Origin of the sequence: Bacillus cereus group sp. BfR-BA-01441 (genome assembly GCF_022663075.1) — a bacterium.
GTDB classification, from domain to species: Bacteria; Bacillota; Bacilli; order Bacillales; family Bacillaceae_G; genus Bacillus_A; species Bacillus_A cereus.
The window spans coordinates 1-25,213 of record NZ_JAKUEU010000057.1 but is presented as its reverse complement, the minus strand read 5'-3'; the positions used below and the strand labels follow the sequence as shown (position 1 = coordinate 25,213).

The window sequence follows — 25,213 nt, the reverse complement described above, 5'->3', positions numbered from 1 at the left end:
AAATAAAGATTTTTTCTAATATGATTCTGAATTTTATATGACAATTTATTTAATAAAAAGCGACTTACTTATAAAGTAAGTCGCTTTTCTCCTATTCTTTAATATTTACCCCATATTCTTTAAACCAAACGTGAATTTGTGCTAAATGAGCTAAAAGCTGTGGCCCAGTCATCAATTGACCAAACCATGGTGCTTGAAATGCACTGCCGCCAGACTGAATTAATCCGCTCAACTGCTCTTTATCAAACAGTTCGTGTAAAATTGAACCTTTATCCGTTAATAGATTTTGAAGCCATACTGTTACTGCTTTTGTATAGTGCGGATTGTGCGTTTTCGGATAAGGACTCTTCTTTCTATATAAGATGTCATGTGGAAGTACACCTTCTAACGCTTTACGTAATAGACCTTTTTCGCGGTTTTTATACATTTTCATTTCCCAAGGAATATTCCACGCATATTCGACAAGACGATGATCTGCAAATGGAACACGTACTTCTAAGCTCGCTCCCATACTCATGCGGTCTTTTCTGTCTAATAATGTTGTCATAAACCATACCATATTTAAATAAAATAATTGGCGTCTTTTTGCTTCTAGCGGACTTTCCCCCTCTAAAATAGGAACTTCTTGAATCGACTCTTCATAGCGCCTTTGTACATATTGTTGTAAATTTAATTTATTTCTCCATTCTTTTTTTAGAAGTTGTTCACGTGCCTCTGTAGAACGCATCCACGGAAATGCACTCGATTGTAAATCATCTTCTCTATAAAACCACGGATATCCACCAAATATTTCATCTGCACATTCTCCAGATAAGCCAACGACAAAATCTTGTTTAATTTCTCGGCAAAACCATAATAATGACGAATCGATATCTGCCATACCAGGCAAATCACGAACGAGTACTGCTTCAGTTAAATACTCTGCTAATTTTTCATTCGAAATGACGCAGCGATGATGGGTTGTTTGAAATGTCTCAGTCATTAAATTAATAAACGGAGCATCTGAATTTGGCTGGAATGCATTCGCTTTAAAGTATTTGTCATTATCTTCGTAATCAATAGAATACGTGTGTAATTGCCCTTTTCCCGATCTCTCATATTCTTTCGCTGCAATAGCTGTAATAGCGCTCGAATCTACACCACCCGATAAAAAAGTACATAGTGGTACATCAGAAACAAGCTGTCTTGTAATAGCATCTTGTAATAAAAAGCGCGTTTTCTCTACTGTTTCTTCAAAAGAGTCTTCATGTTTTTTACTTTCTACATTCCAATATCTCCATATACATAAACCGTTCTTTGAAAATGTCATCGCATGACCTGGACGTAATTCTTTTATACCAGCATAAATACCGTGGCCAGGCGTTCTTGACGGTCCGAGCCCGAATATTTCTGATAATCCTTCTAACGTTACTTCCGCCTTCACATCTGGATGCGACAATATCGCTTTTAACTCCGAACCAAATAGTAAGCGTCCGCTATCATATTTATAAAAAAGTGGCTTTACACCTAATCGATCTCTCGCAATAAATACTTGTTCTTTCTGTTCGTCCCATACTGCAAACGCATATATACCGTTTAAATGATCGACACATTCTTCTTTCCATTCAATATAAGAAGCTAATAATACTTCTGTATCAGAATGACCTTTGAACGTATATCCTCTTCTTAATAATTCCTTTCGAATGTCTTCTGTGTTATAAAGTTCACCGTTATAGCAAATGGCGTAATTCGTTTCATCTTTTAAACAAGTCATCGGCTGTTTACCGCCCTCAGGATCCACAACGATTAACCGCTTATGCCCAAATGCGACATTTCCTTTAATCCAAACTTTATTATCATCCGGCCCCCGTTTCGCTAACGTCTCAGCCATCTTCGTAACGACATCTCTTTCTCCTTCTAATGAGCGTTTATAATCCACCCATCCTGTAATCCCGCACATATAAATCATCCTTCCATCTTATTTCTTTTCTTGAACGTGCAGTAATCCCCACCCTAAGAGTGCGGATCAAAAAAATGAAAAACTTGACGATAACCTACTATCCACATATGGAATAGCATTTTCACTCAGTAAAACGTGTTTTATTGTATGCCCACCTATGTCTATATGTGTCTAGTTATAAAGAATGCACGAACTGTCTATAACAGGAATAACTACTTTTCATAAAGGAGAAATCGTGTATGATACAACGTAAACATATTTTATATAATCAGCCCCGTGCTCATACAGTCGGTAATGTAGAATATATAAACAATGAGTGGGTATTCTTTGATGATGAAAATGATGAAGCGTTTTTATTAGAAGATATTGCCGAAGATGGGTTTGAAATTTTGTATAATAACAATTGGCTACCAGCCCGTTTCTATGAACAAGATGTATTACAAATCGCCAACGAGCAACACCATTTGCAAAATGGTGAAATGATACGTATTCGAAAAAAGTTACTTCTTAGCTATAATGAATGGCTGGAGGAATTACCTGACTCTGTCTTCACATTATTAACCGAATCATTGCAATCACTTCACTACTCTTTATATGATTGCATGTATTGTCATAATTATTTATCTTTCTTACCGCAAGAGGAGTCACGCGAAGGAGTAAATATTCTTTTGTTTGATAACGAAGAAATGATCTGTACACTGCAGCACCATTTCGTCCGTCACACTACGTCAAATAAAAATATGTTCCGTTTTACGAAAGTAAATGGAGAAGAGTTGCATATCGATGCGACATAAAGTGAAACTTTAATCAGTGGGGAGCCCACTGATTATTAGCCTTCACCAATCTGATGTTTACGGGATAAAGTAAAAAACCACCTTATAATCTCCCAAGTCTTTGAGATTATAAGGTGGCTTTATTTTTTATTAGAATACTTTCCAGCCAATCGGTAATTTCAGCCCAAGGTAAAATACTGCTACTAGCGCAACAATAAATAAGCCCCAAACCGCCCCTGTTGGTTTGTTTTTGCTCATTTTCACAAGAACCATTTCCATTCCACCGATAACTAAAATACCAGCTAACATTTTCAAGCCATACCACATGTGCATGCTACCTGTTGCTGTCTTCACAATACTCATGTACAACATGAAGCCTGTCACAATAATAATGATATACATTAGGCGAAGCCCCATATGTACACCTTTCCCTTTTCTTCCTGCTGAATAAAGTGAATACGCAACGAAGAATAAAATTAAACCTAACGCCCATGCTGTAATATGCATATGTACCATCGTATCCCTTACCTCCTCTTTTCACACTTTTTCACTCTATATGATAACATGTTCATTTATTTTCAGGAAATGTTTCGCTTTTTTACATTTAAATGCTATAATATTTAGAGTATTTACAAACTTCTTGTAATAACAAAAGGGGGAACAATCATGATTCAAACTAAGGATATTATCGAACTTACAGACACATACGGAGCAAATAACTATCACCCACTTCCAATCGTTATTTCTAAAGCAGAAGGTGTTTGGGTAGAAGATCCTGAAGGAAACCGCTATATGGACTTATTAAGTGCATATTCTGCAGTAAACCAAGGTCATCGTCACCCGAAAATTATTAACGCTTTAATTGACCAAGCTAATCGTGTTACGTTAACTTCTCGTGCTTTCCATAGCGATCAATTAGGTCCTTGGTACGAAAAAGTTGCGAAACTAACTAATAAAGAAATGGTACTTCCAATGAATACAGGTGCTGAAGCTGTTGAAACTGCAATTAAAACAGTTCGTCGCTGGGCTTATGATGTGAAGAAAGTGGAAGCAAACCGTGCTGAAATCATCGTTTGTGAAGATAACTTCCACGGACGTACAATGGGTTCTGTTTCTATGTCTTCAAATGAAGAGTACAAGCGTGGATTCGGTCCAATGCTTCCTGGCATCGTTGTAATTCCTTACGGTGATTTAGAAGCATTAAAAGCCGCAATTACACCAAACACAGCAGCATTCATTTTAGAGCCAATTCAAGGTGAAGCAGGAATTAATATCCCACCAGCTGGTTACTTAAAAGAAGCTTTTGAAGTATGTAAAAAAGAAAACGTTTTATTTGTAGCAGATGAAATCCAAACTGGCTTAGGCCGTACTGGTAAAGTATTTGCTTGTGACTGGGACAATGTAACTCCTGACATGTACATACTTGGTAAAGCACTTGGCGGCGGTGTGTTCCCAATCTCTTGCGTAGCAGCAAACCGCGACATTTTAGGTGTATTTGAACCAGGTTCTCACGGTTCTACATTCGGTGGTAATCCACTTGCATGTGCTGTTTCTATCGCGGCTCTTGAAGTGTTAGAAGAAGAAAAATTAACAGAGCGTTCTCTTCAATTAGGTGAAAAATTAGTTGGGCAATTAAAAGAGATTGATAACCCAATGATCACTGAAGTTCGTGGTAAAGGTTTATTCATCGGTATCGAATTAAACGAGCCAGCTCGTCCTTACTGTGAACAACTAAAAGCAGCTGGTCTATTATGTAAAGAAACACACGAAAATGTAATTCGTATCGCACCACCTCTAGTAATCTCTGAAGAAGATTTAGAGTGGGCATTCCAAAAAATTAAAGCTGTATTATCGTAATGATAGAGAGGTTGTCCGACATGTTGGGACAACCTCTTTCTTTTTATATTCATTTATATTAAGATAAAATTGTAATTTTCTGTATTTTAAAATCGTAAAGGAGGTGCGACATGCTATTAAGATATGGTAAACATATTAACTATTTAGCTACAGCTTTTATTTTAGTTACATTCTTTGGTTTCCTACTTTCCACAACATGGCTTCATTACTCAACTCCTACTACACTCACCCTACTGAAAGCATCATTTTGGACTGCTGTTATTCTTACTATCATTGGTTTTGGACGAGAAAAAAGCGCACTTACGGTTATACTATTTGGCATTTGTACACTTGCATTCATTGGTCTTTACACTTTTGCCGTTATCGATTACCTCTATAACCCAAGGCCATAAAAAAAGAGCTATCTTTTAACAAGATAGCTCTTTTCTTTATTTCACTACATTTCGTAAAGTACCAATTCCTTCTACTGTAATGACCACTTCATCACCAGCATGTAAAAACTTCGGTGGTGTAAAACCTTTTCCGACACCAGCCGGCGTTCCTGTTGCGATAATATCACCTGGTTCTAAAGTCATTCCTTTACTTATCGTTGAAATAATTTCTTCTATTGAAAAAATCATTTTATTTGTGTTAGAAGTTTGCCTTACTTCTCCATTTACTACCGTTTCAATGTGTAATGCATTCGGCGCATTAACCACCGATTTATGAATTAAATACGGTCCCATCGGACAAAATGTATCGAAGCTTTTCCCAAGGAAAAACTGTTTATGTTTTCTTTGAATGTCTCGAGCTGTTACATCATTGATAATCGTATAACCAAAAACATGCTCAAGCGCTTTTTCTTTTTTTATTTGCTTCCCTCGCTTACCAATAATGATAGCTAATTCTCCTTCATAATCTAGTTCGTCCGTTGCATGAGGGTGACCATTAATTTGCTCATTTATGCCAATAACTGTTGTTGGCGCTTTCGTAAAGATCATTATATTTTCTGGAATAGACTCTACTCCGCCCATTTCTACCGCATGCTCACGATAGTTTTTTCCAACGCACAAAATATTCTTTCTTGGCCTTGGAATCGGCGCTAATATTTTCACCTCTGTTAACGGATAATACGCCGCTTCCCCGTTCTCTTTTGCCCAATTTACAATTTCACATACTTTCTCAAAGCATTCAGTCCCTCTTTCAATACACTCTAACATTGTAATAGGGATTGTAACCTTTTCCCCTTTTTGTCTTTGCGCTTCTCTTAAGTGTAATACCTTTTCTTCTTCTTCATCTACAATACCTACAAATACCTTTTCTTCTTTCTTCGCCGTTACAAAACGCAATATTTCCACTCTCCATCCTAAAACTCATACCCTTTAATTGTATTCGCATCCGCAAGAAAAAAACCTTCTCATGCACGCTAATTTTTACAATATTCTTCTCATCCCCTATTCGTTACCCCTTTATCATTTGGCATAAAATGTAGAAATTTTACTTTTTTTAGCGAATGCATTTCTTTTTTATGAAGTTTTTGTATAATATGTACTACATATATACTAAAAATTTCATTTAGAGATGGAGCCGATTTCAATGTTTGAGCAAGCGATTGAAAAAAAACGTGAAAAAATGATTTATTTTGCTGAACGCTATGGAATGACTTCTCAAAAAACAGTGGATTGTAGCCAAGAACTGGACAGGCTCTTAAATGTAATTTGTCATGTACATACGGATTTACACCCTAATCAAACGTTCAAAACACACACGCAATAATGCGTGTGTTTCTTTTATTTCAAAAAAATACACATTTTATTGGAAACGCCCATACAATAGTAGAAAAGAAAATTTTAAAAACGAAGGGTGTTTTGTATGCCAGCTATGGTCGGACATATTCGTATCGTCAATATTGGATCAAGTGGTATTTTTCATATTGGAGATGTATTTGCGATTAGGCCTATTAGTTACTCACGTGCTTTTGCCGGGGCCGGCTCTTTCAACGTTGGAGATAATGTTTCTGTCTACAATTATCAAAGTGCAACGACTGTCAACGATTCAGATGTAATCGATCAAGCGATAATTGGCTCAACTTAAAGGAGGCAATTGCATTGAATTTTTATGTAAACCAAAGTATCATCATCAACAGTATTAAAATTGATAGCATTACAACCTCTTCTGTGTTCCAAATTGGTACTGCCGGAAGTATTAAAGCCCTATCTAAATTTTCAAATACGGGCGGATTTACGGAACCGCTTCGCCCATTACAGGCAAAAGGACAAATTATTTCTATCAAACCATCAACTAGTTCTTCTTAAGACATCCTTGTCATAAATATATAGCAGGAATATTTTTACCCTCCCTATTGAAAAGGAGGTTTCACAAATGAATCAAGATATATATACTTACTTACACCAACTTCAACAAGCTCTTCAAACACAACAAGCAGCCATCCTAAATTTAGAAGATCAAGTGCGCCAACTCCAAGAAGAGCTTAACGAATTAAAAAATCGCCCCTCCTCTTCTGTAGGAAAAGTGGAATACAAATTCGATCAATTAAAAGTCGAAAATTTAAATGGTACTTTAAATATTGGTTTAAACCCATTTTCAGCAAAAGGACAACAAATTGAAGATTTTCAAGTGGATACAGAAACATTGAAGGTAAACCCTGAAACCGAAACAAACCCAGACTTTTATCAAGGTATCCTCCAAGAAATGCATCGATACTTAGATGAAGAAGCATATAATCGTATTCTCCATTTTGAACAAGAAGAGCGAACACCGCTTGATGAAATGTATCGACAAATGATGGTGGATGACATAAAAAAACAGATGGAGCATCGACTCCCTTATTATTTATCACAAGCGCAATCATATGAAGGTATTTCAACAGATCCAGATTATTTACGAGATATCATTATTCAGGCAATGAAACAAGATATTGACAAAGCCTTTCTCTCCTTTATTCAGCACATACCGGGAAATTTCCGAAAGGAGTAAGTATGTATGAACCTTAACGTTGTAAACCGTGAGTTAAAAGTCGGACAGATTAAAATGAACGGTGTATCGTCGTCCGCACTCTTTTTAATTGGAGATGCAAATCTCCTCATTCTATCTTCTATTCTCGATACACCATTTGAAACAGTTACAGAGGGTCCATTTGTACCATTAGTAACAGATGTCCCCCCTACTCCAGGTTAAGGAGACTGAAAAATTATGTTGCATCATGTGTCCATTGTCCAAAATGTTTCTATTATTTCTTTAGGGATTACTGCCGTATTTCAAGTTGGAGATGCAAACCAAATGGAATTAAAAAGTAGAGCTATTGCCGTCCACCGTGAAATTCCTTTTTATATACGGGGAGAAGGTCGCTTTGATGCTTTTGAAATCTTTACAGATGAACACATTACAATTCCAAAACGAACGACAGATGTAAAATTAAATATTGTAAATGAATGCCCTTTTATTGAAGTGAATAACGTTGAATTGCGGACACTTTTAAATTCTGGTTGCTTTCAAATTGGAAATGTTGATTATGGTTTTAATAACTCTCGTATTATACAAATCCGCCAATATATTACGGATGAACCTTCCGCACAATAATTCATATAGTAATTAAAAAGCTTAGTAAAGTAGGTGGATGGTATGCCTTCAGTTGTAGGAAATCTCGTCGTGCAAAACAGTAACGGCTCTTTCAACTTAGGAGATTTTTATAACGTATCTCCGAAAGAAAACACGAAAGCCTATAACGGATCTGGAGCTTCCAATGTTGGGTTTGTCGTGAATACGTTTAACGGTGTTAGTGCAACGAATACATTTGATTCTGATGTGGCAGATCAAGATCAGATTGGAACAGCGTAAAAAAAGTAGGAGATATTCTCCTACTTTTTTCTTTTATGTAATTCAAAATTATTAAAATGAAATTTTAATAAGCAAGAGCTTCACTTTCCACAAATAGTGGTATAAACACGTAAGTAGTGAAGAGGCACTATTTCATTTTATTTAAATGATAACCCACTCTCCTCCAAAGCCTTCCTAAGCTTCGGCAAAGACGCAGGTCCCATACCATGCAGTTTTAAAATTTCTTTTTCACTATATTTTGAGAGTTCTTCTACAGTTTGAATTCCACGGTGCTCTAATGCCCTTCTTGCTGGCGCTGAAAGAAGAGAGAGAAAACCTTCTTTTGGTTTTCTCTCTTTCTCACAGACTGGGCAAGTTGGACAATCGCTACTTTTATAGTACTCGTGTCCCTGTTCACAAGTTCTTAACGTTTTTTCCGTTACCATTTTCAAGCCCCTCTATTCTTCAATATTTACAACGTGATTCCCATCAAAGAAGTATAAACATTTCTCTTTTACAGGATGTTGTAAGCTTTTCTCCAGTGCTTTTGCATATAACGAAAGCTGCACTTTATATCGATCTTCTAAAATTGGTTTCGCTTGTTCGAATCCGCCTGGGAATTTCCCTTCAATCGTATCTGTTTTAAAGTCGATTAACGTAATGCCATCTTCCTCTTCAATCATGCAGTCGATAACCCCTTGGACAAGAATCGTTTCTTCACTCTTCCCTTGCCAATCTTGATATGCTTCTTCTGCTGCAAGCATCATCGTAAATGGTACTTCACGCTCAACACTTTTCGCCGCTAATACCCTTTTACCTAAGTCACTGTCAAAGAATGAAATTACTTTTTCAATCGCTATTTCTTCCGCCTGCTCGAATGTTAATAATTCCTTATTTACCATTCCAGCAATTTGCTCTTGAAGAACTTCAACCGTAATCGGCTTCTTCAAATCAACATGCTGCATAACGGCATGGACTGCTGTTCCGCGCTCTGCGTACGTTAACCCTTTTTTCTCCATAAAGCGCGGGCGTGTTTTAATTGGTGCACGTAGTTTTTTAATAAAGGCGTTATCGCTACCTTCTTCAGATTGATAATTTCTCTTTATTTCTGTAACAGATTGCTTCGCACGATGAGATGTCGCATCCTCATATCCGTACTTCCACATTAATCTGTCGTACACTTCTTCTTTCCGTTCACTTTGCAGGGGAACAGCCTTTTTCTCACGAAGCGCTTCTAACAATTCTTGTTTCTCTTCTTGAACTGGCTCTGGTGCAAGTAGTGTGTTACCGTCCACAACTTCTACTTTCCAGCTAGTGTCATATCCGTAAATTTCATCTGGAATACTTCCTTGTCCTAATTCAAGAAGCATTTCACTATCACGGTGTCTATATAATGAAGGTGCAATCCAGTCTAAATAACAAGACGCTCCGGCACGTATGTGATCTGGTAATAACCATTCACTATGTTCCCTCGCATCAAGCCATTTTTCCATTTCCTTATTTGCATCCTTAACTGTTCCGATTAAAATTAACTTCTCTTTCGCACGCGTCAATGCTACGTATAGTACGCGCATTTCTTCCGCAATTAATTCCATTTTCATTTTACGCTTAATCGCAAGCTGTGATAATGTTGTATATTTAATTCGTTTACGCGGATCGATAAATTGCGAACCGAAACCGAAATCTTTATGCAATAAGAAACGTTTCATTAAGTCTTGTGTATTAAAACGACGACCGAGTCCAGCTACAAATACGACCGGGAACTCTAGCCCTTTACTTTTATGAATCGTCATAATGCGAACAACGTCTTCTTGTTCACCGAGGGCCCTCGCCGTACCCATATCATCACCGCGTTCTAAAATACGTTCAATAAAACGTAAGAAGCGGAATAATCCTCTAAATGATGTTGCTTCATATTGTCTTGCGCGGTCATATAGTACGCTTAAGTTTGCCTGCCTTTGCTTTCCAGCTGGTAAACCGCCAACGAAGTCGTAATAACCTGTCTCACCGTACACTTTCCAAATTAAATCAGAAAGTGATTGTTGACGTGCAAATTCACGCCATCCTTGCAGTAAGTTATAAAACCACTCTAATTTATCATGAAGTTCTTGCTCCTCTTCAAGCGGTGCCCCTTTTAAGAATGAGCTCATTACTTCATAAAACGAGCCTTTCTTTCCATGAGCACGAAGCGTTGCAAGTTCTTCATCGCTCAATCCAACGATCGGGGAACGAAGTACAGCGGCAAGCGGAATATCTTGCATCGGATTATCAATAACGCGGAATACGTTCATCATAATATTTACTTCCGTCGCTTCAAAATAACCAGTCGCGAGGTCAGCGTATACTGGAATTCCTTGTAATTTTAACTCTTCCATAATTTGCGGGGCCCACGGCATGGAGCGAAGTAAAATAACGAAATCGCGGTATTGCACCGGACGCATACTATCATTTTTACGGTCATACACTTCATAACCGGAATCAACCATCGCTTTAATGCGCTGCGCCATAAGGCGAGCTTCAAGCTGTGCTTTTTCGACTTCTGCACCTTCTTCACCGTCTATTACTTCTTCTTCCGTTTGCTGAATACATAATAATTCTGCTGCTACATCTTCACCTTCTGGATAGGTAGCACCTAGCTTTAGTTCAGCGTCAGCATCGTAGTCAATTTCCCCAACTTCTTCGCCCATAATTTGTTTGAAAATAAAGTTCGTACCTGCTAGTACTTCATGACGACTACGGAAGTTTTTCGCTAAGTCAATCTTCATTCCGCCGCCTAATCCTTCTTGTGTGAAGCGTTTATACTTTCCTAGGAATAATCCTGGTTCTGCTAGTCGGAAACGATAGATCGACTGCTTCACGTCACCTACCATGAACAAGTTTCCTTCACTCTCAGAATCTTTCGTTACGAATTTAATAATGGATTCTTGTACGAAGTTCGTATCTTGATATTCATCGACTAATACTTCAGCAAATTTATTACGATATTGGAGCGCCACTGCTGACGGATTCATTTCACCATTTTCACTTTGTTCACTTAAAATTTGTAAACAGAAATGCTCTAAATCTGTGAAATCAACCATTCCTTTATCTCGCTTCATCGCTTGGAAACGCTCTGTAAATACTTTTACAAGTTGAACAAGCTTTTCTAATACTGGGTGCATATCTTGAAAATCTCGCAAGAAACTTTCAGGTTTGCGGCTAAATAACTCTTCTTGTAATTTCTTCACTTCATCTTTCGCTTTATTACGAAGAGAGTCTACTTGTTTTACAACATCTTCATTGTAATCACTTTTCTTAATACGCTTTAACGTTTGCCACGATACGTTTTGCATCGCTTCATACACACTTGTCCACGATTCACGAGCAGCTGATGATAGCGTTCCAAGTAATGCTACATCTGCTTGCAGGGTTTCAATGCGAGGCGCTGGACCGTCAGGAAGCATTGCGAGTTCAGTTGCCTTACGAATATGCTGTTCCGCTGTTTCAAGCTGGAATTTCACATCTTCTAATAAATAAGAAGCATATACTAAATCTTCAATTGCCTTTCCTTCTACGTCATATGCTTCTACTAATTTATCAAGCCATTTTTCCGGATTTGGATGCGCCCTTGATTCTGTATGAAGCGCTAAAATCATACGTTGCAAGTCATCATCACTACGGTCACTCGTATAACGATCAACAAGTTCAAAGAAGATTGTATTATCTTCGATTCCGTACTCTTCTTCTAATATGTCATCTAGCACTTCTTCTTTTAACAATTCATTTTCTGTTTGATTCGCAATACGGAAACGAGGATCAACATCAAGCATGTAGTAATATCCTCTAATTACTTGTAAACAAAATGAGTGAATTGTTGAAATGGAAGCTTTATTTAATAGGCTCAGCTGCTTTCTTACGTGTTGAGAACCTGGTTCATCAATTAATACCTTTTCTAACGCTTCCCCGATTCGGTTTTTCATCTCTTGCGCTGCTGCATTCGTAAATGTTACAACGAGCAGGCGGTCGACATCGACTGGATTCTCTTCATTAATAATCTTTTTAATAATACGTTCAACTAATACTGCTGTTTTACCTGACCCAGCTGCAGCCGCAACTAAAATATCACGCCCGTTCGCTACAACAGCTTTCCACTGGTCATCTGTCCATTGACTACCTTCTGGTTTTTTAGGCCAATTTTCTATCATTCTCCGCCAACCTCCTCTCTTATTTTCTCCATCGCTTCGCTATCTTTCATATCTTTTAACGATCGGAACTGATTATCTTCCAGTGACTCATCAAATTGACAAACAGACTTGAAGTTACAGAACGTACATGCTGCTTTATTTCCCATTTTATAAGGAGCAATATCGATAACACCTTCTGTAATATCTTTTCCGATATTTTCAAACGTATGGTGTACATATTTTTGCAGTACGTTAAACTCTTGCTCACTTGCAATACTTGAACGCGCACTAAAGCTACCGTCTTTTTTCAGGCCAGCAGAAATAATATCTGAGCTTCCTGTTGAAAGTTTGTTATCCATTAAACGAACAACGTCAGCATCTCCTAGTACGAGTCCTTTCATTTTAAATTTCTTTAAAATTTCTTTTTCAATTTCAGCTTCAGATGCGTCACCTTTCATCTCAACGATTGGGTTATGAATATGGAAATACAATACACCAGCTGGTGATGCTGCGTGGCCTTTTTTCATCCACGTCTGTGCATTCGAAGTAACGACATCTAAATACGTTAACATTTGAAGTGCTAATCCGTAATACACTTCCGTTAAATCTAACGCTTTTGAACTTGATTTATAATCAATAATACGTAAGAATGTCCCGTTTTCATCTTCTGCCTTATCAACACGGTCAATACGGCCGACTACTTCCATCTTCACACCATTTGGTAATGAGAATTCCATCGGCGGAAGTGATCCTGTACCACCCATACCGAACGGCACTTCTAAATCAACTGGTACGAATCCGCTTGACTTCGCATGTTCACGAAGAATGATTGACGTACGGAAAATGATTTGTTGTAGTTTTTGTTTTAAATAGAAATGACGGTTTGAACTTAATAAAATTTGTCGTTGTAATAACGGTGCGATTTCTTCTATTACTAAAACAGAAAGATGCTCACACTCTTTTATGGATAAATCCGCCCAAGTGCGGTTTTCACGCAATAACTTGTCCGCAATTTTCTTTAATGCCGCATGGAATAATTCGCCGATGTCTGGCGCATCAAGCTTGAAAATATCACGCTCTCTAAGCGATAAACCGTGCTGCGCAAAATGAGCGTATGCACAACGGTTAAATAGTTCCATACGAGAGACGCTTCCTTTAATTATATCTCCGTATAAATCTCTACTTACTGCTGTACTTAATTTCTTCGCACGATTTCGATAGAATAAACTTGATAAGACGCGGCTGCTTTTTTGTTTCCATTCATCTGAAGTTACGTAGAAATTATATACGTCCCACCAAAAGTCTAAATTCCCTTCAAATCCGTATCGCTTCCACGTTTGTAGTTGCTGCATAACGTAAGATAACGTTACTTCTGGCGTTGCTACGTATGAAATTTGTTCTGAACGTGATAAATCGTTTACATCATTCGTAATAAATGAATCTTTCACATTAGGGAACATTCTTTTTATTTTCTTAATAAAGCTAGACGCAAGTAACGTCTTTCCTTCTTCATCTGCAAGCGGGCATGAAATGTATAACTTCTCAGATGCTCTCGTTACCATTTGATACATAACGAACTGTTCTTCTAACAAAGTTTGTCTCGTCGTTGGCGCTAATTCAATCCCTGCTGCACCAAGAACTTCTCTTTCTTCATCAGAAAGCATACCTTCGTCCATAGGTGCTGCTGGAATAACACCCTCATTTACACCTATAATAAACGTTGCTTTCACGTCAGATAACCTGGAGTGATCAATATTAGCAATTAACACTTGGTCTAATGACGGCGGAATGTTAGCAAATTGAAGCGCCTCAAGACCAGTCGACATAACGTCAGTAAACATAGAAAGAGACATTTTCTCTTCCCCAAGCATCTCTACAAATGTATCAAGAAGGCTCATTACTTCTTCCCATACTTGTTCATGATCTGTCGCAAATAAGAAATCTCCACTTTCTTCTGCACGTATACGTAATTCTTCTAGTTTTTTCGGAACATCCAGTTCTTCTAAAAACAAGTAAACTGCTTCACACATTTGCATAACTGTTCCTGCACGCTTTAACCTTTTTTGCATGCGAATAACAGGTGTTCTTACAACGTCACGTAGCCTATTTATTTTCTCTTCCATTTCACGTTCACTGTCTGTAATCATCCCGTTCGTATCATCAAGAGAACGATAACGGCGATACATCCATGGATCTTCAGCAGTCCATCTCTTTCCTTGTACACCGTACGCTAAACAGTAATTTTCAAATTCATCCATTTCTTCACGCATCGCTTCTTTTCTTACGTCTAATGGATATAAAAGCTCTGTTTTCACGCAGCGGAACACCGCATCATAACGCCAATTCCCACTAATAATCTCGAGTGCAGAACGAATACATTCTACTAATGGGTGATGTGACATCGGGCGCTTTTCATCGATGAAGTGCGGGATATTATAATCTGTAAATAACGTTCGCATCACATCGTAATAACTTTCCCCATTACGAAGAAGCACTGCAATATCCCGGTAACGATATTTTTCGTCCGCAACAAGTTTACGAATTTCACGCGCAACACCTTCTACCTCCGCTCGTAAATTCGCAGCTGTACTAATCGTTACACTCGCTTCACCGTTAAATTTTTCATTCGGACGCGCTTCATAATGAGCTTCTAAATGCGCTAATGCCGGAGAATGAAAACGCGGCTGTTCCATAAGTGGAATTGTTTTTTCAATTTCTATTTTCTCTTCACGCGCTACTTGTTTTATTTTTTCATACGTTAACGTCGTTTCATAAAATAAATCGAGTTCATTTACTGGCTGCGCTAACGTTTTTTCATCTATCGTTAACGTGATCGTAACTCTCGCTCCGCAAATCATAAGCTGTCTTACAATCTCTAACTCTTGCGGGGAGAATGAATGAAATCCATCTATATAAATTTCCGCACCATTTACATATTCAGACTGCGGAAGCTTTTCCACTAGCAATTGCAGGTAGTCTTCTGAATCTAAATATTTTCCAATTAAAGCACGTTCAAAATCATCGTATAACAGCTGTAAATCATACACTTTATTCGCTAGTAACTTTTGTTCGGCACTGCTACTATGCGCATCTAATTGTTGCCACATTTCATATACGTTAGATGGCGTTACATTGTAACGTTTAAACTCTGCAATCATACTACCAAGATGTTCAAAGAAACCGTTTTGCTCCGCTGCTTTTTGGAACACCGATAATCCATCTTTACGAGACTCTACAATTTTACGGAGTAACATATGTACACCAGCTTCATCAATATGAAGACGACTCGCTCCGCCAACTTCTTGCAGTACCTTCCACGCTAATCGTGAAAAACTAAAAACTTGTGCCCGAATAGAACCTCTTACATCCTCACTTCCAATTAACGCCTGCTGCGTCTGGAATGTCATCTGTTCTGGCACAAGATATAATATTGTTTTCCCTCTCGGGCGTTGTTTTAACTCTTCTTGCACTTCGCGTAAACAAAGTGTACTTTTTCCACTTCCCGCTCTACCAATCACAAATCGAAGTGACATGTAACCCCACCTTTCACTTACATAACGAACGTTAGTTTGCTACTATAATTGTATTATAGGACACGAAAAAAGACAAACTGAGTTGTTTGCCTTTTTCTATACTTCTATCTATTATATCAACCTTTTGAAAAATTCGTTTGCACCTCTTGAATTGGCCAATATCGCAAATCAACTTTACCGACGACTGTATCAGCTTTTACAAAGCCAAAGTGTCTACTATCCCAGCTCCCGAGCCGGTTATCACCTACTACAAAAATAAACCCAGGTGGCACCAGTTTTTCTTTCGTTAACTCTTCTAATGTAAAGTCGCCTGTTAGTTGCCTTCCGTTTATCTCTTTCTTATACTTCTCTAAATACGGCTCATCAATAAATTGACCGTTTATATATAACTTATCCTGCTTATATTCAATATGATCTCCAGGTAAACCGATAATCCGCTTTACATAGTCCTCTTTTTTATTCGCATGAAATACCACAACGTCAAATCTGTTCAAGTCCCCAACTTGATAACTCACCTTATTTACAACTAGCATATTGCCATCTTGCAATGTCGGCATCATTGACTTCCCCTCTACAACATACGTTGAAAAGAAAAACGTTCGAAAAAATACAGCTAATAATACACCAATTAAAATTGTTCGTATCCACTCCATGCCTTCTTTTTTCAAAGTTTTCTTCATCTGCTTCTCCCCTTATCCTTTAATACTGAAGCTTTCCTTTACAAAGAAGACTATTCTTAATGTAGTTCTAACTTTACTTCGATTTTCTTACCGACATACCATAAAATAAAAATACCAATCGCTACAATAACTGATTTCACCGGATTATGAATAAATGACATTAAATCATGACCGATATACGTTAAAATAAAAATCATCACAAGTTTTCCGAATGCTAACGCTAGACCAAACTGTTTTACACTAATTCGGGATAAACCAGCGACAACATTTATGAGCGCTGACGGTGTAAACGGAAAACAAAATATAACAAAAATCGGTGCGAATCCTTTCCTTTCAATCCACCCCATTGCTTTTCGTACTCTCTCATGCTTATTTACAAACGAAAAGAAACGACTGCGACCAAAATGGCGGATGATGAAAAAGACAAGTAATGCACCCATTACTGATCCAAGCCATGAATAAAGAAAACCGAGCCAAAAGCCAAATGCAACAGCATTCGCCAGTACAAATACGATAAGCGGTAATGCTGGAATCAACGCCTCTATCATCGGTAAACCAATACCAAGAAGTGGTCCGAACGCTTTATAACTCTCAACAATATGATCCATATTTTCTGGTGAAAAATACTCTTTGATTGTCTGAAAATCCATTCTACACTTTACCCCTTTACTCTAAATACTATCCCTACTGTATCATTGCTTATATGAAAGAGGAAATGGTAGATACGACATATGGAGATGTATTTATTAAAGTTTCCATATCTTTCATAAGAATTCCTTCATTATTTAGCTATGATAATCTATCAATATTCGACAGGACGTGTCGTTCGTTTTGTTATTTAGATTGTTTTTTTGATTTTTTCGGTAAATGAAATTACAATGGTGATTTTCTAAATATAACAATTACAACTCGGTTTTTCTAATATATCGCCTTACCTACAAAGACTGATAAAGTGAAACTTTAATCAGTGGGGATTTTGTTGATACCCCGCTTAACTTCTTTGCTTTCGCTGAATTTTGAGGCGGGGTCTTACTGCCCACAAATAACAGGATAAACAAAAAAAGAATGGGGATTCCCCCATCCTTTCACACTTCGCCTTCCTTTACAAAATACACACTCTCATAAGCGGGTCTTAATGTTGATTCCTCTTTTTTATCAACCTCTTTAAAACAAGGATTCCCTTGTTTTTTCCTACGATCTTCATATTCAGTACGTAATTTTGCTGTACGATTTTGTTGATTTTCAAAACTAGTTTTTGATATCTCTAATTTCACAGCAAAGCCATTTATAAATCTAATAATAAGATTTCCATCTTTTAATTCTTTATTACTTTCAATATAAAAATGAGACAACCAAGCACACTCTTTTCTAGAGTAAGAATAGGTAGGGAAAAAATAAAGTTGATCTGCTGGACTAATCGCAATCGGTGCTTTATGTGTAATATGAGTTAACTCTTTCGTTCCTTCTTTTCTGCCTAAGAAACTAGAGCCATGCTTGCGGCAACTTCTTTCTATAATATCTAGAGGTTTTTGAAATACGAAAAAAGAATCATTCATTTCAACGACTCGCGTAACAATTTTCTTTTCACTTAGAATAACAGGAAGTAAGGCCATCGTATTTTTCGTTACAACATAATTTTCGACATAGCGTTCCACTTTACTTTCCATACTCCATTATCTCCTTTTTTCCATTTATATTAGCAGCTGCATATATAATTTTAGCATCTATGAAAAGGAAATAGCTTACAAGTTCCGCTTTTTTACAATTTTTTATCATTTATCAAACATTTGTTAAATAAAAAAATCACGATATAGTAATGTTTTAATTTTAAAGTTATAAAAACAGCATTTATACTACCTATAAATATTTATTATCCCTTCCTATTTTCACATCATGAAAACAATTAACTTTGCTATAATTAAAATGTAAATCCAATATATGGAGGGCCACTATGGAGGAAAAAGAGATCCAACCATCGATTCAAATGAAAAATAGTAGCGTCATTATCGTGAAAAACTCAGCTAGTATTATATTTGGTTTATTTTTCATTCTGCTATTCTTTGCTAAACCGTTTCGTAAATCAAGATGTCCAGAATGTAAAAAACGTGAGAAGAAAAAATTAGAGCAAGAACAATAAAAGGCCTTCCTTTATGGATTGCCTTTTTACATTTGTAGTATCATTTTATTTATTCTTCTCCCTAAAAAAACAACTATATTTTCTCCCAAGGTTCTCTACATCTTTTTTGATTTGTAATATGATCCTTATATAAAACATGAGAAAGAGTATTACTTGTTACCCGCTTTTAATTTTTATTAAACACTTCAAATTTGTACATCTTTATCCATCACTAACAATTCGTTAATTAGTTAACTTTGTAATATAAGTTTTGTATATAATGTCATTCAAAAACACAATATATATAAGTAGCTATTTATAATTACATTGCTTTTTATCGAATTCCAAAAAGGAGCTGTATACTATGGACAAAGAAAATCTATTAAGCCAGCAGGTTAATAGCATCCCCTCAGATGCTCTGAATACCCCTAGTAAGGAACAAGAACAACTGTTAGAAACATCATCTCAAAACGTACAAAATTCCAACAACAACACTAACAAAAAAGATGTTACTCAAGGTCTATCTGGAAAAGATTCCCCTATTTCAATAGAGAATACAAATTTATAGTTATTTACTATCATACGCAGCAAATGCTCTTGCTGAACTAATTCTTCTACAGAAACTAATACGCATTCCAGATAATTTTTCACCCGTTGTAACATAGAAAAAGAGATTTAGATATAAAAACAGGCTCTGAAAAAACTTTCCCCACAACAAAAAAGGATGGCATTAGCCATCCTTTTTTCCATCATCAACTATAAAATTATAGTTTGATTACGTTTTTAGCTTGAGGTCCACGGTTACCGTCTTCGATTTCGAAGCTAACTTTTTGACCTTCTTCTAAAGATTTGAAACCGTCAGTTTCGATTGCTGAGAAGTGTACGAATACGTCGTTTTCGCCTGGAACTTCGATGAAACCGAAACCTTTTTCGTTGTTAAACCATTTTACTTGTCCTGTTACTGCCATAATTATTTCCTCCTAAGAAAATACAAATTTTAAATTTTTTAGTCTTCCTGTCTAAAAAAAGAATCCACACATTATCAAATACGAAACATAAACTAGTTCTCACATACTTTTTCTCGTTCGTTTCCAGCACTTGATAACATATGGATTGCTTAATTTAACTATTCAACTGACATCATCATAGCACATTAAAATAAAATGTACAATCTTTTTCGAAAATAGAATTTCTAATTTTTAGTATTTCTTATAAAATATAATTATCTCTATTCTAAATAAGGAGGAGTTTATGGCCAATAAAATTCCTAGAAAAACATTAAAAAGAATTGAAGAGGATATTGAAAATAATAATCTTGGAAAAGCAAGGGATAGATTGCATGGCCTCATCTTTACATACCCAAATGAATTACATCTTCGAAAACAACTCGGAGATATTTATTATACATTACAATATCCAGAAATGGCTGGACGTTACTGGTATCTAGAGGAGCATAAAGTGAAACTTTAATCAGTGGGGGTTTTGTTCATTCCCCACTGATTATTAGTTGAACCAATCGGGCTTTTACGGGCAGTTGATCCCTCACCTAACTTCTTCGCTTTCGCTAAATTTTGAGGTGGGGGTCTTACTGCCCGTTAATGCGGGATAAAACAGACATTATGCATGAATCATGTTTATTATTTGAAAAATCAATGGGAAATAATCCTCATCATATTGCACGTGCTTTAAAGTTTAAAGGCGATTCTAACCATATAAAAGGTTTGTATAAAGATCAACCTTTATCTTCAGTGCAGAAGAAAGTAGCAGAGGAGTTAATTTATGAGTATAAAGAAACATGGCAAGATAAGCTAGTTCCTTTTGGCTGTCTAGCATTGCTTGCTTGCCTTCTCTTTTCTGCCGTTGTTGGTCTATTTACTATTTGGAATTGGATTTTTTAATCACAGGGGGAATTTTCACATGTCAAACTACGCTAAAGAAGAAAGGCTAACAGGGGGAAACGTCTCAAGCGTATATCGTTCTGAAAATACTGTTCGGCGAGAGTTAAAGCCAGGCAATGAAAAGATTCATAAGTTATTTCAACATTTAGAAAACAAAGAATTTCATTATGCTCCAAAGTTTTTAGGTGTAGATGAACAGGATAGAGAGATTTTATCCTTTATTGAAGGAGAAGCTGGCAATTATCCTTTAAAAGAATATATGCGATCTAATAATGTATTAAAAGAAATAGCAAAGATGCTTCGCCTTTACCATGATGCTGTAAGTGATTTTCTGTTATTAGATGATTGGAAACCGATGGATCACACTCCAAATAACATTGAGGTTTTATGTCACAATGATTTTGCCATATATAACATTATTTTTAATAATGAGAAGCCAGTAGGGATTATTGATTTCGATGTTGCTGCTCCTGGTCCAAGACTATGGGATATCGCTTATACACTTTATACTTGTGTGCCTTTAAGTAGAGTGTATTATACAGAATCCGGTGAAGCTGTTCATTATGACTCATCGCAACATGCAGATCGCATTAAAGAGAGAATGAATTTGTTCGTTCAGTCCTATGATAAAAATATGGATGAAGATTACTTAGGAATGGTGTTGCTTCGATTAGAAGGATTATGTACATATATGAAACGAAAAGCGCAAGAAGGCGACTTGAATTTCCAAAGAATGATTGATGAAGGACATCTAGAGCATTATGAGAAAGATATGAAGTTTATTCGTGATCATAGGGCTGAGTGGAGTTGATTTAGTAATAAAGAAAAGGAAGTATCGTTTTTTGCCGACAACTCAATCTCTCTTTTCGAATCGTTTAGAAAATAACAAGGGGCACCCTTCAAAAAGGTGCCCCTTCCTTTTATTTCGTAAACTGTGCTTCTTCCGTAGATCCTTTTAACGCTGTCGTTGATGAAGTTCCGCCCGTAATCACTTGTGCAACTTCATCAAAGTAACCTGTTCCTACTTCGCGTTGATGACGTGTTGCAGAGTAGCCATGTTTTTCAGCTGCGAATTCTGCTTGTTGTAGTTCAGAGTATGCTGCCATGCCGCGCTCTTTATAGCCACGTGCTAGTTCAAACATACCGTAATTTAATGAATGGAATCCAGCAAGTGTTACGAATTGGAACTTGTAACCGTAAGATGCGATTTCCTTTTGGAAGCTTGCAATTGTTTTTTCATCTAGTTTTTGTTTCCAGTTGAATGAAGGTGAGCAGTTATATGCAAGTAGCTTCCCTGGATGCTCCTTATGAATTGCGTCCGCAAATCGTTTTGCATCTTCTAAATTTGGTTCTGACGTTTCACACCAAACGAGGTCTGCGTACGGTGCATACGCTAAACCGCGCGCAATTGCTTGATCAAGACCTGCATTCGTACGGTAAAACCCTTCTGGTGTTCTTTCTCCTGTAATAAATGCTTTATCAACAGGATCGATATCGCTCGTAATTAAATCAGCTGCATCCGCATCTGTTCTTGCAACGATAATTGTCGGCACTCCCATTACATCTGCTGCAAGGCGTGCAGAAATTAAATTGCGTACTGCTGTTTGCGTTGGTAGTAGTACTTTTCCACCTAAATGGCCACATTTTTTCTCTGAAGATAATTGATCTTCAAAATGCACACCTGATGCACCTGCTTCAATCATACCTTTCATCAGTTCGAATACATTTAATTGCCCACCAAATCCAGCTTCTGCATCTGCTACAATCGGTACGAAATAGTCTGTATCATCGCTTCCTTCCATATGCTGAATTTGATCCGCACGTTGAAGCGTTTGATTAATTCGTTTTACTACAGCAGGTACGCTGTTCGCTGGATATAAACTTTGGTCTGGATACATATGTCCAGAAAGGTTTGCATCAGCTGCTACTTGCCAACCACTTAAGTAAATCGCTTTTAACCCAGCTTTTACTTGTTGCATCGCTTGGTTTCCTGTTAATGCGCCAAGTGCGTTAATATAGTCTTCTGTATGAAGCGATGTCCAAAGCTTCTCAGCACCGCGACGCGCTAACGTATGTTCAATATCAATTGACCCGCGCAGGCGAATTACATCTTCTGCCGAATATGGACGTGTGATCCCTTTCCAACGCTCATCTAATTCCCAGCTTTCTTGTAACTTCTCGATTCTTTCGTTTTTCATTTGTTCCATCCCCTTTTCATTTTTTATAAAATTTCATAACCCGGTAATGTTAAAAATGGTACGAATTCATCATTTCGAACGAGATCTGTAAACAACGTTGTCGCCTCTTGGAATCTCCCTTTCTTAAAGGCTTCCTTACCAATCTCTCTTTCTATTTTTGCTAATTCTTCTTCTTTTAGCTCTTCCATTAATTCAAGCGTAATATTACGACCATCATTTAGTTTTCCACCTTCATGACGAATCCATTGCCATACTTGTGCTCTTGAAATTTCAGCTGTTGCCGCATCTTCCATTAAGTTATAAATGGGTGCTGCTCCCCGTCCGCTTAACCAAGATGCAATATATTGAATACCTACGCTAATATTCATGCGAAGGCCCTCTTCTGTAATCGTTCCCACCGGTACCTCTAGTAAATCGTTTTCTGTTACACATATTTCTTCACGTTTTCTAAAAATTTGATTTGGTGTTTTCATAATGTGATTAAACACTTCCATTGCAACCGGTACAAGTCCAGGGTGGGCAACCCAAGTCCCGTCATGACCGTCTAAAGCTTCGCGTTCCTTATCAGCACGCACTTTTTCAAAAGCTGCTTCATTTGCTTCTGGATTATTTTTAATCGGAATTTGTGCCGCCATTCCTCCAATTGCTGGTGCATTACGGCGGTGACATGTTTGAATTACTTTCAAAGAATACGAACGCATAAATGGCGCCGTCATCGTGACTTGTGCTCTATCTGGTAGTAAGAATTTATTATGATTACGGAAACTCTTTAAAAAGCTAAAAATATAATCCCATCTTCCGCAATTTAAGCCAGCAGAATGATCTTTTAGCTCATATAAAATTTCATCCATTTCAAACGAAGCGTGAATCGTTTCTAGTAACACAGTTGCTTTAATCGTTCCGTTTGGAATGCCGATATATTTTTGAGCAAATACGAATACATCATTCCATAATCTCGCTTCTAAATAACTTTCCATTTTCGGTAAGTAAAAATATGGGCCGCTCCCTTTTGCTAAAAGAGCTTTCGCATTATGGAAAAAATACAAGCCGAAATCTACTAAACTACCCGACATATTTTTCCCATCAACTTGCATATGCTTTTCCTCTAAATGCCATCCTCTTGGACGTACAATGAGTACAGCTGTTTTCTCATTTAATCTATATTCTTTCCCTTTATCATTTTCATGTGAAATCGTTCCCTTTACTGCATCTCGTAAATTGATTTGCCCTTCAACTGCGTTTTCCCAAGTTGGTGCATTCGAATCTTCAAAATCCGCCATAAAAAGATGCGCGCCTGAATTTAAAGCGTTAATGACCATCTTTCTATCTACCGGTCCAGTAATCTCTACGCGGCGATCCTCTAAGTCTTTTGGCAGCTTGGCAATTGTCCAATCCGCTTCACGTATGTGTTTTGTTTCTTCTAGAAACTTCGGAAACTCCCCTGCATCAATTCTCTTTTGTTTTTCTACACGTTTTTGTAAAAGTTCTATGCGGCGCTCATTAAAATTCTCATGTAGTTCCTTCAAAAAACTAAGCACCTCAGGTGTCAATATTTCGTTGTACGCTGGTAACATTTCTCCAACGAGTGTAACCCGTGAAGTTTGCGTCGACATATTAGCATCCCCTTCTTAAACTGTTTTATAACAGATTTGATTTCATGTTTTATATTATATAACAAATCTTCAGAAAAGGAAGTTTTTTTTGAAAATTCATTTCATTTTTTTCAAAACGCCATTCTTTCGCGCTTTATTTCATACAAAAAAGGCCGCTGTTATACAACAACGACCTTTTTGTATTATTTTTAAATTTCACTTTGACTAGTTAAACTTTATTACTGCCCTTGTTCCATATCATGCAATATTGCTCTATGTAAAAACTGTGCGTATTGTTCTCTCGTTACCTTCATAGACGGACCGAATTTACCTTCTCCGATTCCCATTGTAATACCATTTGTTTGTACTGCACTAATTGCATTCGTTGCCCATGAATTTGCTGAAACATCATTAAAGTTATGAGATCCCTTTGCCTGTAAGTCAAAAGCATTCGTAAGAACTTGTGCCATTTCCGCACGCGTTAACGTCGCCTTCGGTCTAAAGTTTCCATTCTCGTCTCCCTGGAAAATTCCCATTTCCGTTAAAGCCAATATCTCCTCGATAAAGCTTGTTGAATTTTCATCAATATCTCCATATGGGTTTTCATATTCATCTTGTTCTTCCATATCAAACACACGGTAAATTAAA

26 protein-coding genes and 2 pseudogenes are annotated in these 25,213 nt (G+C 37.1%); 15 read left to right on the top strand and 13 right to left on the bottom strand.

From position 1 onward, the window contains the following. Positions 1-91 precede the first annotated feature (91 nt). Positions 92-1,939, bottom strand: coding sequence for an asparagine synthase (glutamine-hydrolyzing) (gene asnB, locus MR107_RS20855; protein ID WP_227899910.1), 1,848 nt, complete (start codon positions 1,937-1,939; stop codon positions 92-94). A gap of 239 nt (positions 1,940-2,178) precedes the next feature. Here asnB and MR107_RS20850 point away from each other — a divergent pair, with 239 nt between their 5' ends. After that, a complete protein-coding gene (locus tag MR107_RS20850; protein ID WP_000616046.1) occupies positions 2,179-2,733 on the top strand; it encodes a DUF2777 domain-containing protein in 555 nt (184 codons plus the stop codon). A 129-nt stretch (positions 2,734-2,862) separates the two neighbouring features. Here the strand turns inward: MR107_RS20850 and MR107_RS20845 are convergent, their stop codons facing one another. Then, the gene (locus tag MR107_RS20845) at positions 2,863-3,228 is read right to left on the bottom strand and encodes a YisL family protein (protein ID WP_000233494.1); all 366 of its coding nucleotides are present in this window, start codon (positions 3,226-3,228) and stop codon (positions 2,863-2,865) included. Positions 3,229-3,378: 150 nt separating this feature from the next. Between MR107_RS20845 and rocD the strand changes: the two genes are divergently transcribed. Beyond that, on the top strand, positions 3,379-4,569 hold the full coding sequence (gene rocD, locus MR107_RS20840) for an ornithine aminotransferase (RefSeq protein WP_000616658.1): 1,191 nt from the start codon (positions 3,379-3,381) through the stop codon (positions 4,567-4,569). Positions 4,570-4,679: 110 nt separating this feature from the next. Next, positions 4,680-4,961 (top strand): hypothetical protein, encoded by a 282-nt coding sequence (locus MR107_RS20835; protein WP_000926857.1) that lies wholly within the window; start codon positions 4,680-4,682, stop codon positions 4,959-4,961. A 36-nt stretch (positions 4,962-4,997) separates the two neighbouring features. Here MR107_RS20835 and MR107_RS20830 read toward each other — a convergent pair whose 3' ends face one another. Then, positions 4,998-5,897 carry a fumarylacetoacetate hydrolase family protein gene (locus MR107_RS20830; protein WP_001213071.1) on the bottom strand — a complete coding sequence of 300 codons (900 nt, stop codon included), beginning with the start codon at positions 5,895-5,897 and terminating at the stop codon, positions 4,998-5,000. A gap of 247 nt (positions 5,898-6,144) precedes the next feature. Here MR107_RS20830 and MR107_RS20825 point away from each other — a divergent pair, with 247 nt between their 5' ends. The 7 genes from MR107_RS20825 to gerPF all read left to right on the top strand — a co-directional run bounded on the left by MR107_RS20825 (position 6,145) and on the right by gerPF (position 8,406). Next, the gene (locus tag MR107_RS20825) at positions 6,145-6,324 is read left to right on the top strand and encodes an aspartyl-phosphate phosphatase Spo0E family protein (RefSeq protein WP_000462841.1); all 180 of its coding nucleotides are present in this window, start codon (positions 6,145-6,147) and stop codon (positions 6,322-6,324) included. Between the two features lie 96 nt (positions 6,325-6,420). Beyond that, the gene (gene gerPA, locus MR107_RS20820; protein ID WP_001111187.1) at positions 6,421-6,642 is read left to right on the top strand and encodes a spore germination protein GerPA; all 222 of its coding nucleotides are present in this window, start codon (positions 6,421-6,423) and stop codon (positions 6,640-6,642) included. A gap of 14 nt (positions 6,643-6,656) precedes the next feature. Then, positions 6,657-6,863, top strand: a complete 207-nt coding sequence (gerPB, locus tag MR107_RS20815; protein WP_001012508.1) for a spore germination protein GerPB — start codon at positions 6,657-6,659, stop codon at positions 6,861-6,863. Between the two features lie 67 nt (positions 6,864-6,930). Further along, entirely contained in the window at positions 6,931-7,545 is a 615-nt protein-coding gene (gerPC, locus tag MR107_RS20810) for a spore germination protein GerPC (protein WP_001070760.1), read from the top strand. 6 nt (positions 7,546-7,551) lie between these two features. Further along, the gene (gene gerPD / locus MR107_RS20805; protein WP_001052807.1) at positions 7,552-7,746 is read left to right on the top strand and encodes a spore germination protein GerPD; all 195 of its coding nucleotides are present in this window, start codon (positions 7,552-7,554) and stop codon (positions 7,744-7,746) included. Between the two features lie 15 nt (positions 7,747-7,761). Then, positions 7,762-8,148: a spore germination protein GerPE gene (locus tag MR107_RS20800; protein ID WP_000902324.1), complete on the top strand. Its 387-nt coding sequence runs from the start codon at positions 7,762-7,764 to the stop codon at positions 8,146-8,148. 42 nt (positions 8,149-8,190) lie between these two features. Then, entirely contained in the window at positions 8,191-8,406 is a 216-nt protein-coding gene (gene gerPF / locus MR107_RS20795) for a spore germination protein GerPF (RefSeq protein ID WP_001141566.1), read from the top strand. Between the two features lie 137 nt (positions 8,407-8,543). On the opposite strand, the gene MR107_RS20790 is transcribed toward gerPF, so the two are convergent. The 6 genes from MR107_RS20790 to MR107_RS20765 form a co-directional block, all read right to left on the bottom strand. After that, the gene (locus MR107_RS20790) at positions 8,544-8,831 is read right to left on the bottom strand and encodes an RNA polymerase alpha subunit C-terminal domain-containing protein (protein WP_000255728.1); all 288 of its coding nucleotides are present in this window, start codon (positions 8,829-8,831) and stop codon (positions 8,544-8,546) included. 12 nt (positions 8,832-8,843) lie between these two features. After that, positions 8,844-12,569, bottom strand: coding sequence for a helicase-exonuclease AddAB subunit AddA (gene addA, locus MR107_RS20785; RefSeq protein ID WP_242292653.1), 3,726 nt, complete (start codon positions 12,567-12,569; stop codon positions 8,844-8,846). After that, entirely contained in the window at positions 12,566-16,081 is a 3,516-nt protein-coding gene (addB, locus tag MR107_RS20780; RefSeq protein WP_242292652.1) for a helicase-exonuclease AddAB subunit AddB, read from the bottom strand. The genes addA and addB overlap by 4 nt, the downstream gene beginning before the upstream one ends. Positions 16,082-16,197: 116 nt before the next feature. Then, positions 16,198-16,761 (bottom strand): signal peptidase I, encoded by a 564-nt coding sequence (lepB, locus tag MR107_RS20775; RefSeq protein WP_000751919.1) that lies wholly within the window; start codon positions 16,759-16,761, stop codon positions 16,198-16,200. Between the two features lie 56 nt (positions 16,762-16,817). After that, positions 16,818-17,411, bottom strand: a complete 594-nt coding sequence (locus MR107_RS20770; protein ID WP_000347517.1) for a TVP38/TMEM64 family protein — start codon at positions 17,409-17,411, stop codon at positions 16,818-16,820. Between the two features lie 435 nt (positions 17,412-17,846). Beyond that, complete coding sequence (locus MR107_RS20765) at positions 17,847-18,428, bottom strand: competence protein ComK (RefSeq protein ID WP_000444443.1); 582 nt, start codon at positions 18,426-18,428, stop codon at positions 17,847-17,849. A gap of 284 nt (positions 18,429-18,712) precedes the next feature. Here MR107_RS20765 and MR107_RS20760 point away from each other — a divergent pair, with 284 nt between their 5' ends. Next, positions 18,713-18,898 (top strand): hypothetical protein, encoded by a 186-nt coding sequence (locus MR107_RS20760; protein ID WP_075677594.1) that lies wholly within the window; start codon positions 18,713-18,715, stop codon positions 18,896-18,898. Between the two features lie 343 nt (positions 18,899-19,241). Continuing rightward, on the top strand, positions 19,242-19,445 hold the full coding sequence (locus MR107_RS20755; RefSeq protein ID WP_000356917.1) for a hypothetical protein: 204 nt from the start codon (positions 19,242-19,244) through the stop codon (positions 19,443-19,445). A 196-nt stretch (positions 19,446-19,641) separates the two neighbouring features. Here the strand turns inward: MR107_RS20755 and cspA are convergent, their stop codons facing one another. Then, entirely contained in the window at positions 19,642-19,845 is a 204-nt protein-coding gene (cspA, locus tag MR107_RS20750; RefSeq protein ID WP_000301518.1) for an RNA chaperone/antiterminator CspA, read from the bottom strand. A gap of 283 nt (positions 19,846-20,128) precedes the next feature. Here cspA and MR107_RS20745 point away from each other — a divergent pair. The 3 genes and pseudogenes from MR107_RS20745 to MR107_RS20735 all read left to right on the top strand — a co-directional run. Continuing rightward, positions 20,129-20,332 (top strand): annotated as a pseudogene (locus MR107_RS20745) (DUF6584 family protein); the annotation flags it as partial. 152 nt (positions 20,333-20,484) lie between these two features. Further along, positions 20,485-20,775: pseudogene (locus tag MR107_RS20740) on the top strand (DUF6584 family protein); the annotation flags it as partial. Positions 20,776-20,794: 19 nt separating this feature from the next. Continuing rightward, positions 20,795-21,586: a phosphotransferase gene (locus MR107_RS20735; RefSeq protein ID WP_226369030.1), complete on the top strand. Its 792-nt coding sequence runs from the start codon at positions 20,795-20,797 to the stop codon at positions 21,584-21,586. A gap of 109 nt (positions 21,587-21,695) precedes the next feature. On the opposite strand, the gene aceA is transcribed toward MR107_RS20735, so the two are convergent. The 3 genes from aceA to MR107_RS20720 all read right to left on the bottom strand — a co-directional run. Further along, positions 21,696-22,973 (bottom strand): isocitrate lyase, encoded by a 1,278-nt coding sequence (aceA, locus tag MR107_RS20730; protein ID WP_000787346.1) that lies wholly within the window; start codon positions 22,971-22,973, stop codon positions 21,696-21,698. A 23-nt stretch (positions 22,974-22,996) separates the two neighbouring features. Continuing rightward, positions 22,997-24,586: a malate synthase A gene (gene aceB, locus MR107_RS20725; RefSeq protein ID WP_000107336.1), complete on the bottom strand. Its 1,590-nt coding sequence runs from the start codon at positions 24,584-24,586 to the stop codon at positions 22,997-22,999. Between the two features lie 218 nt (positions 24,587-24,804). After that, on the bottom strand, positions 24,805-25,213 hold a 409-nt coding region (locus MR107_RS20720), incomplete at its 5' end, for an S-layer homology domain-containing protein (RefSeq protein ID WP_242292651.1).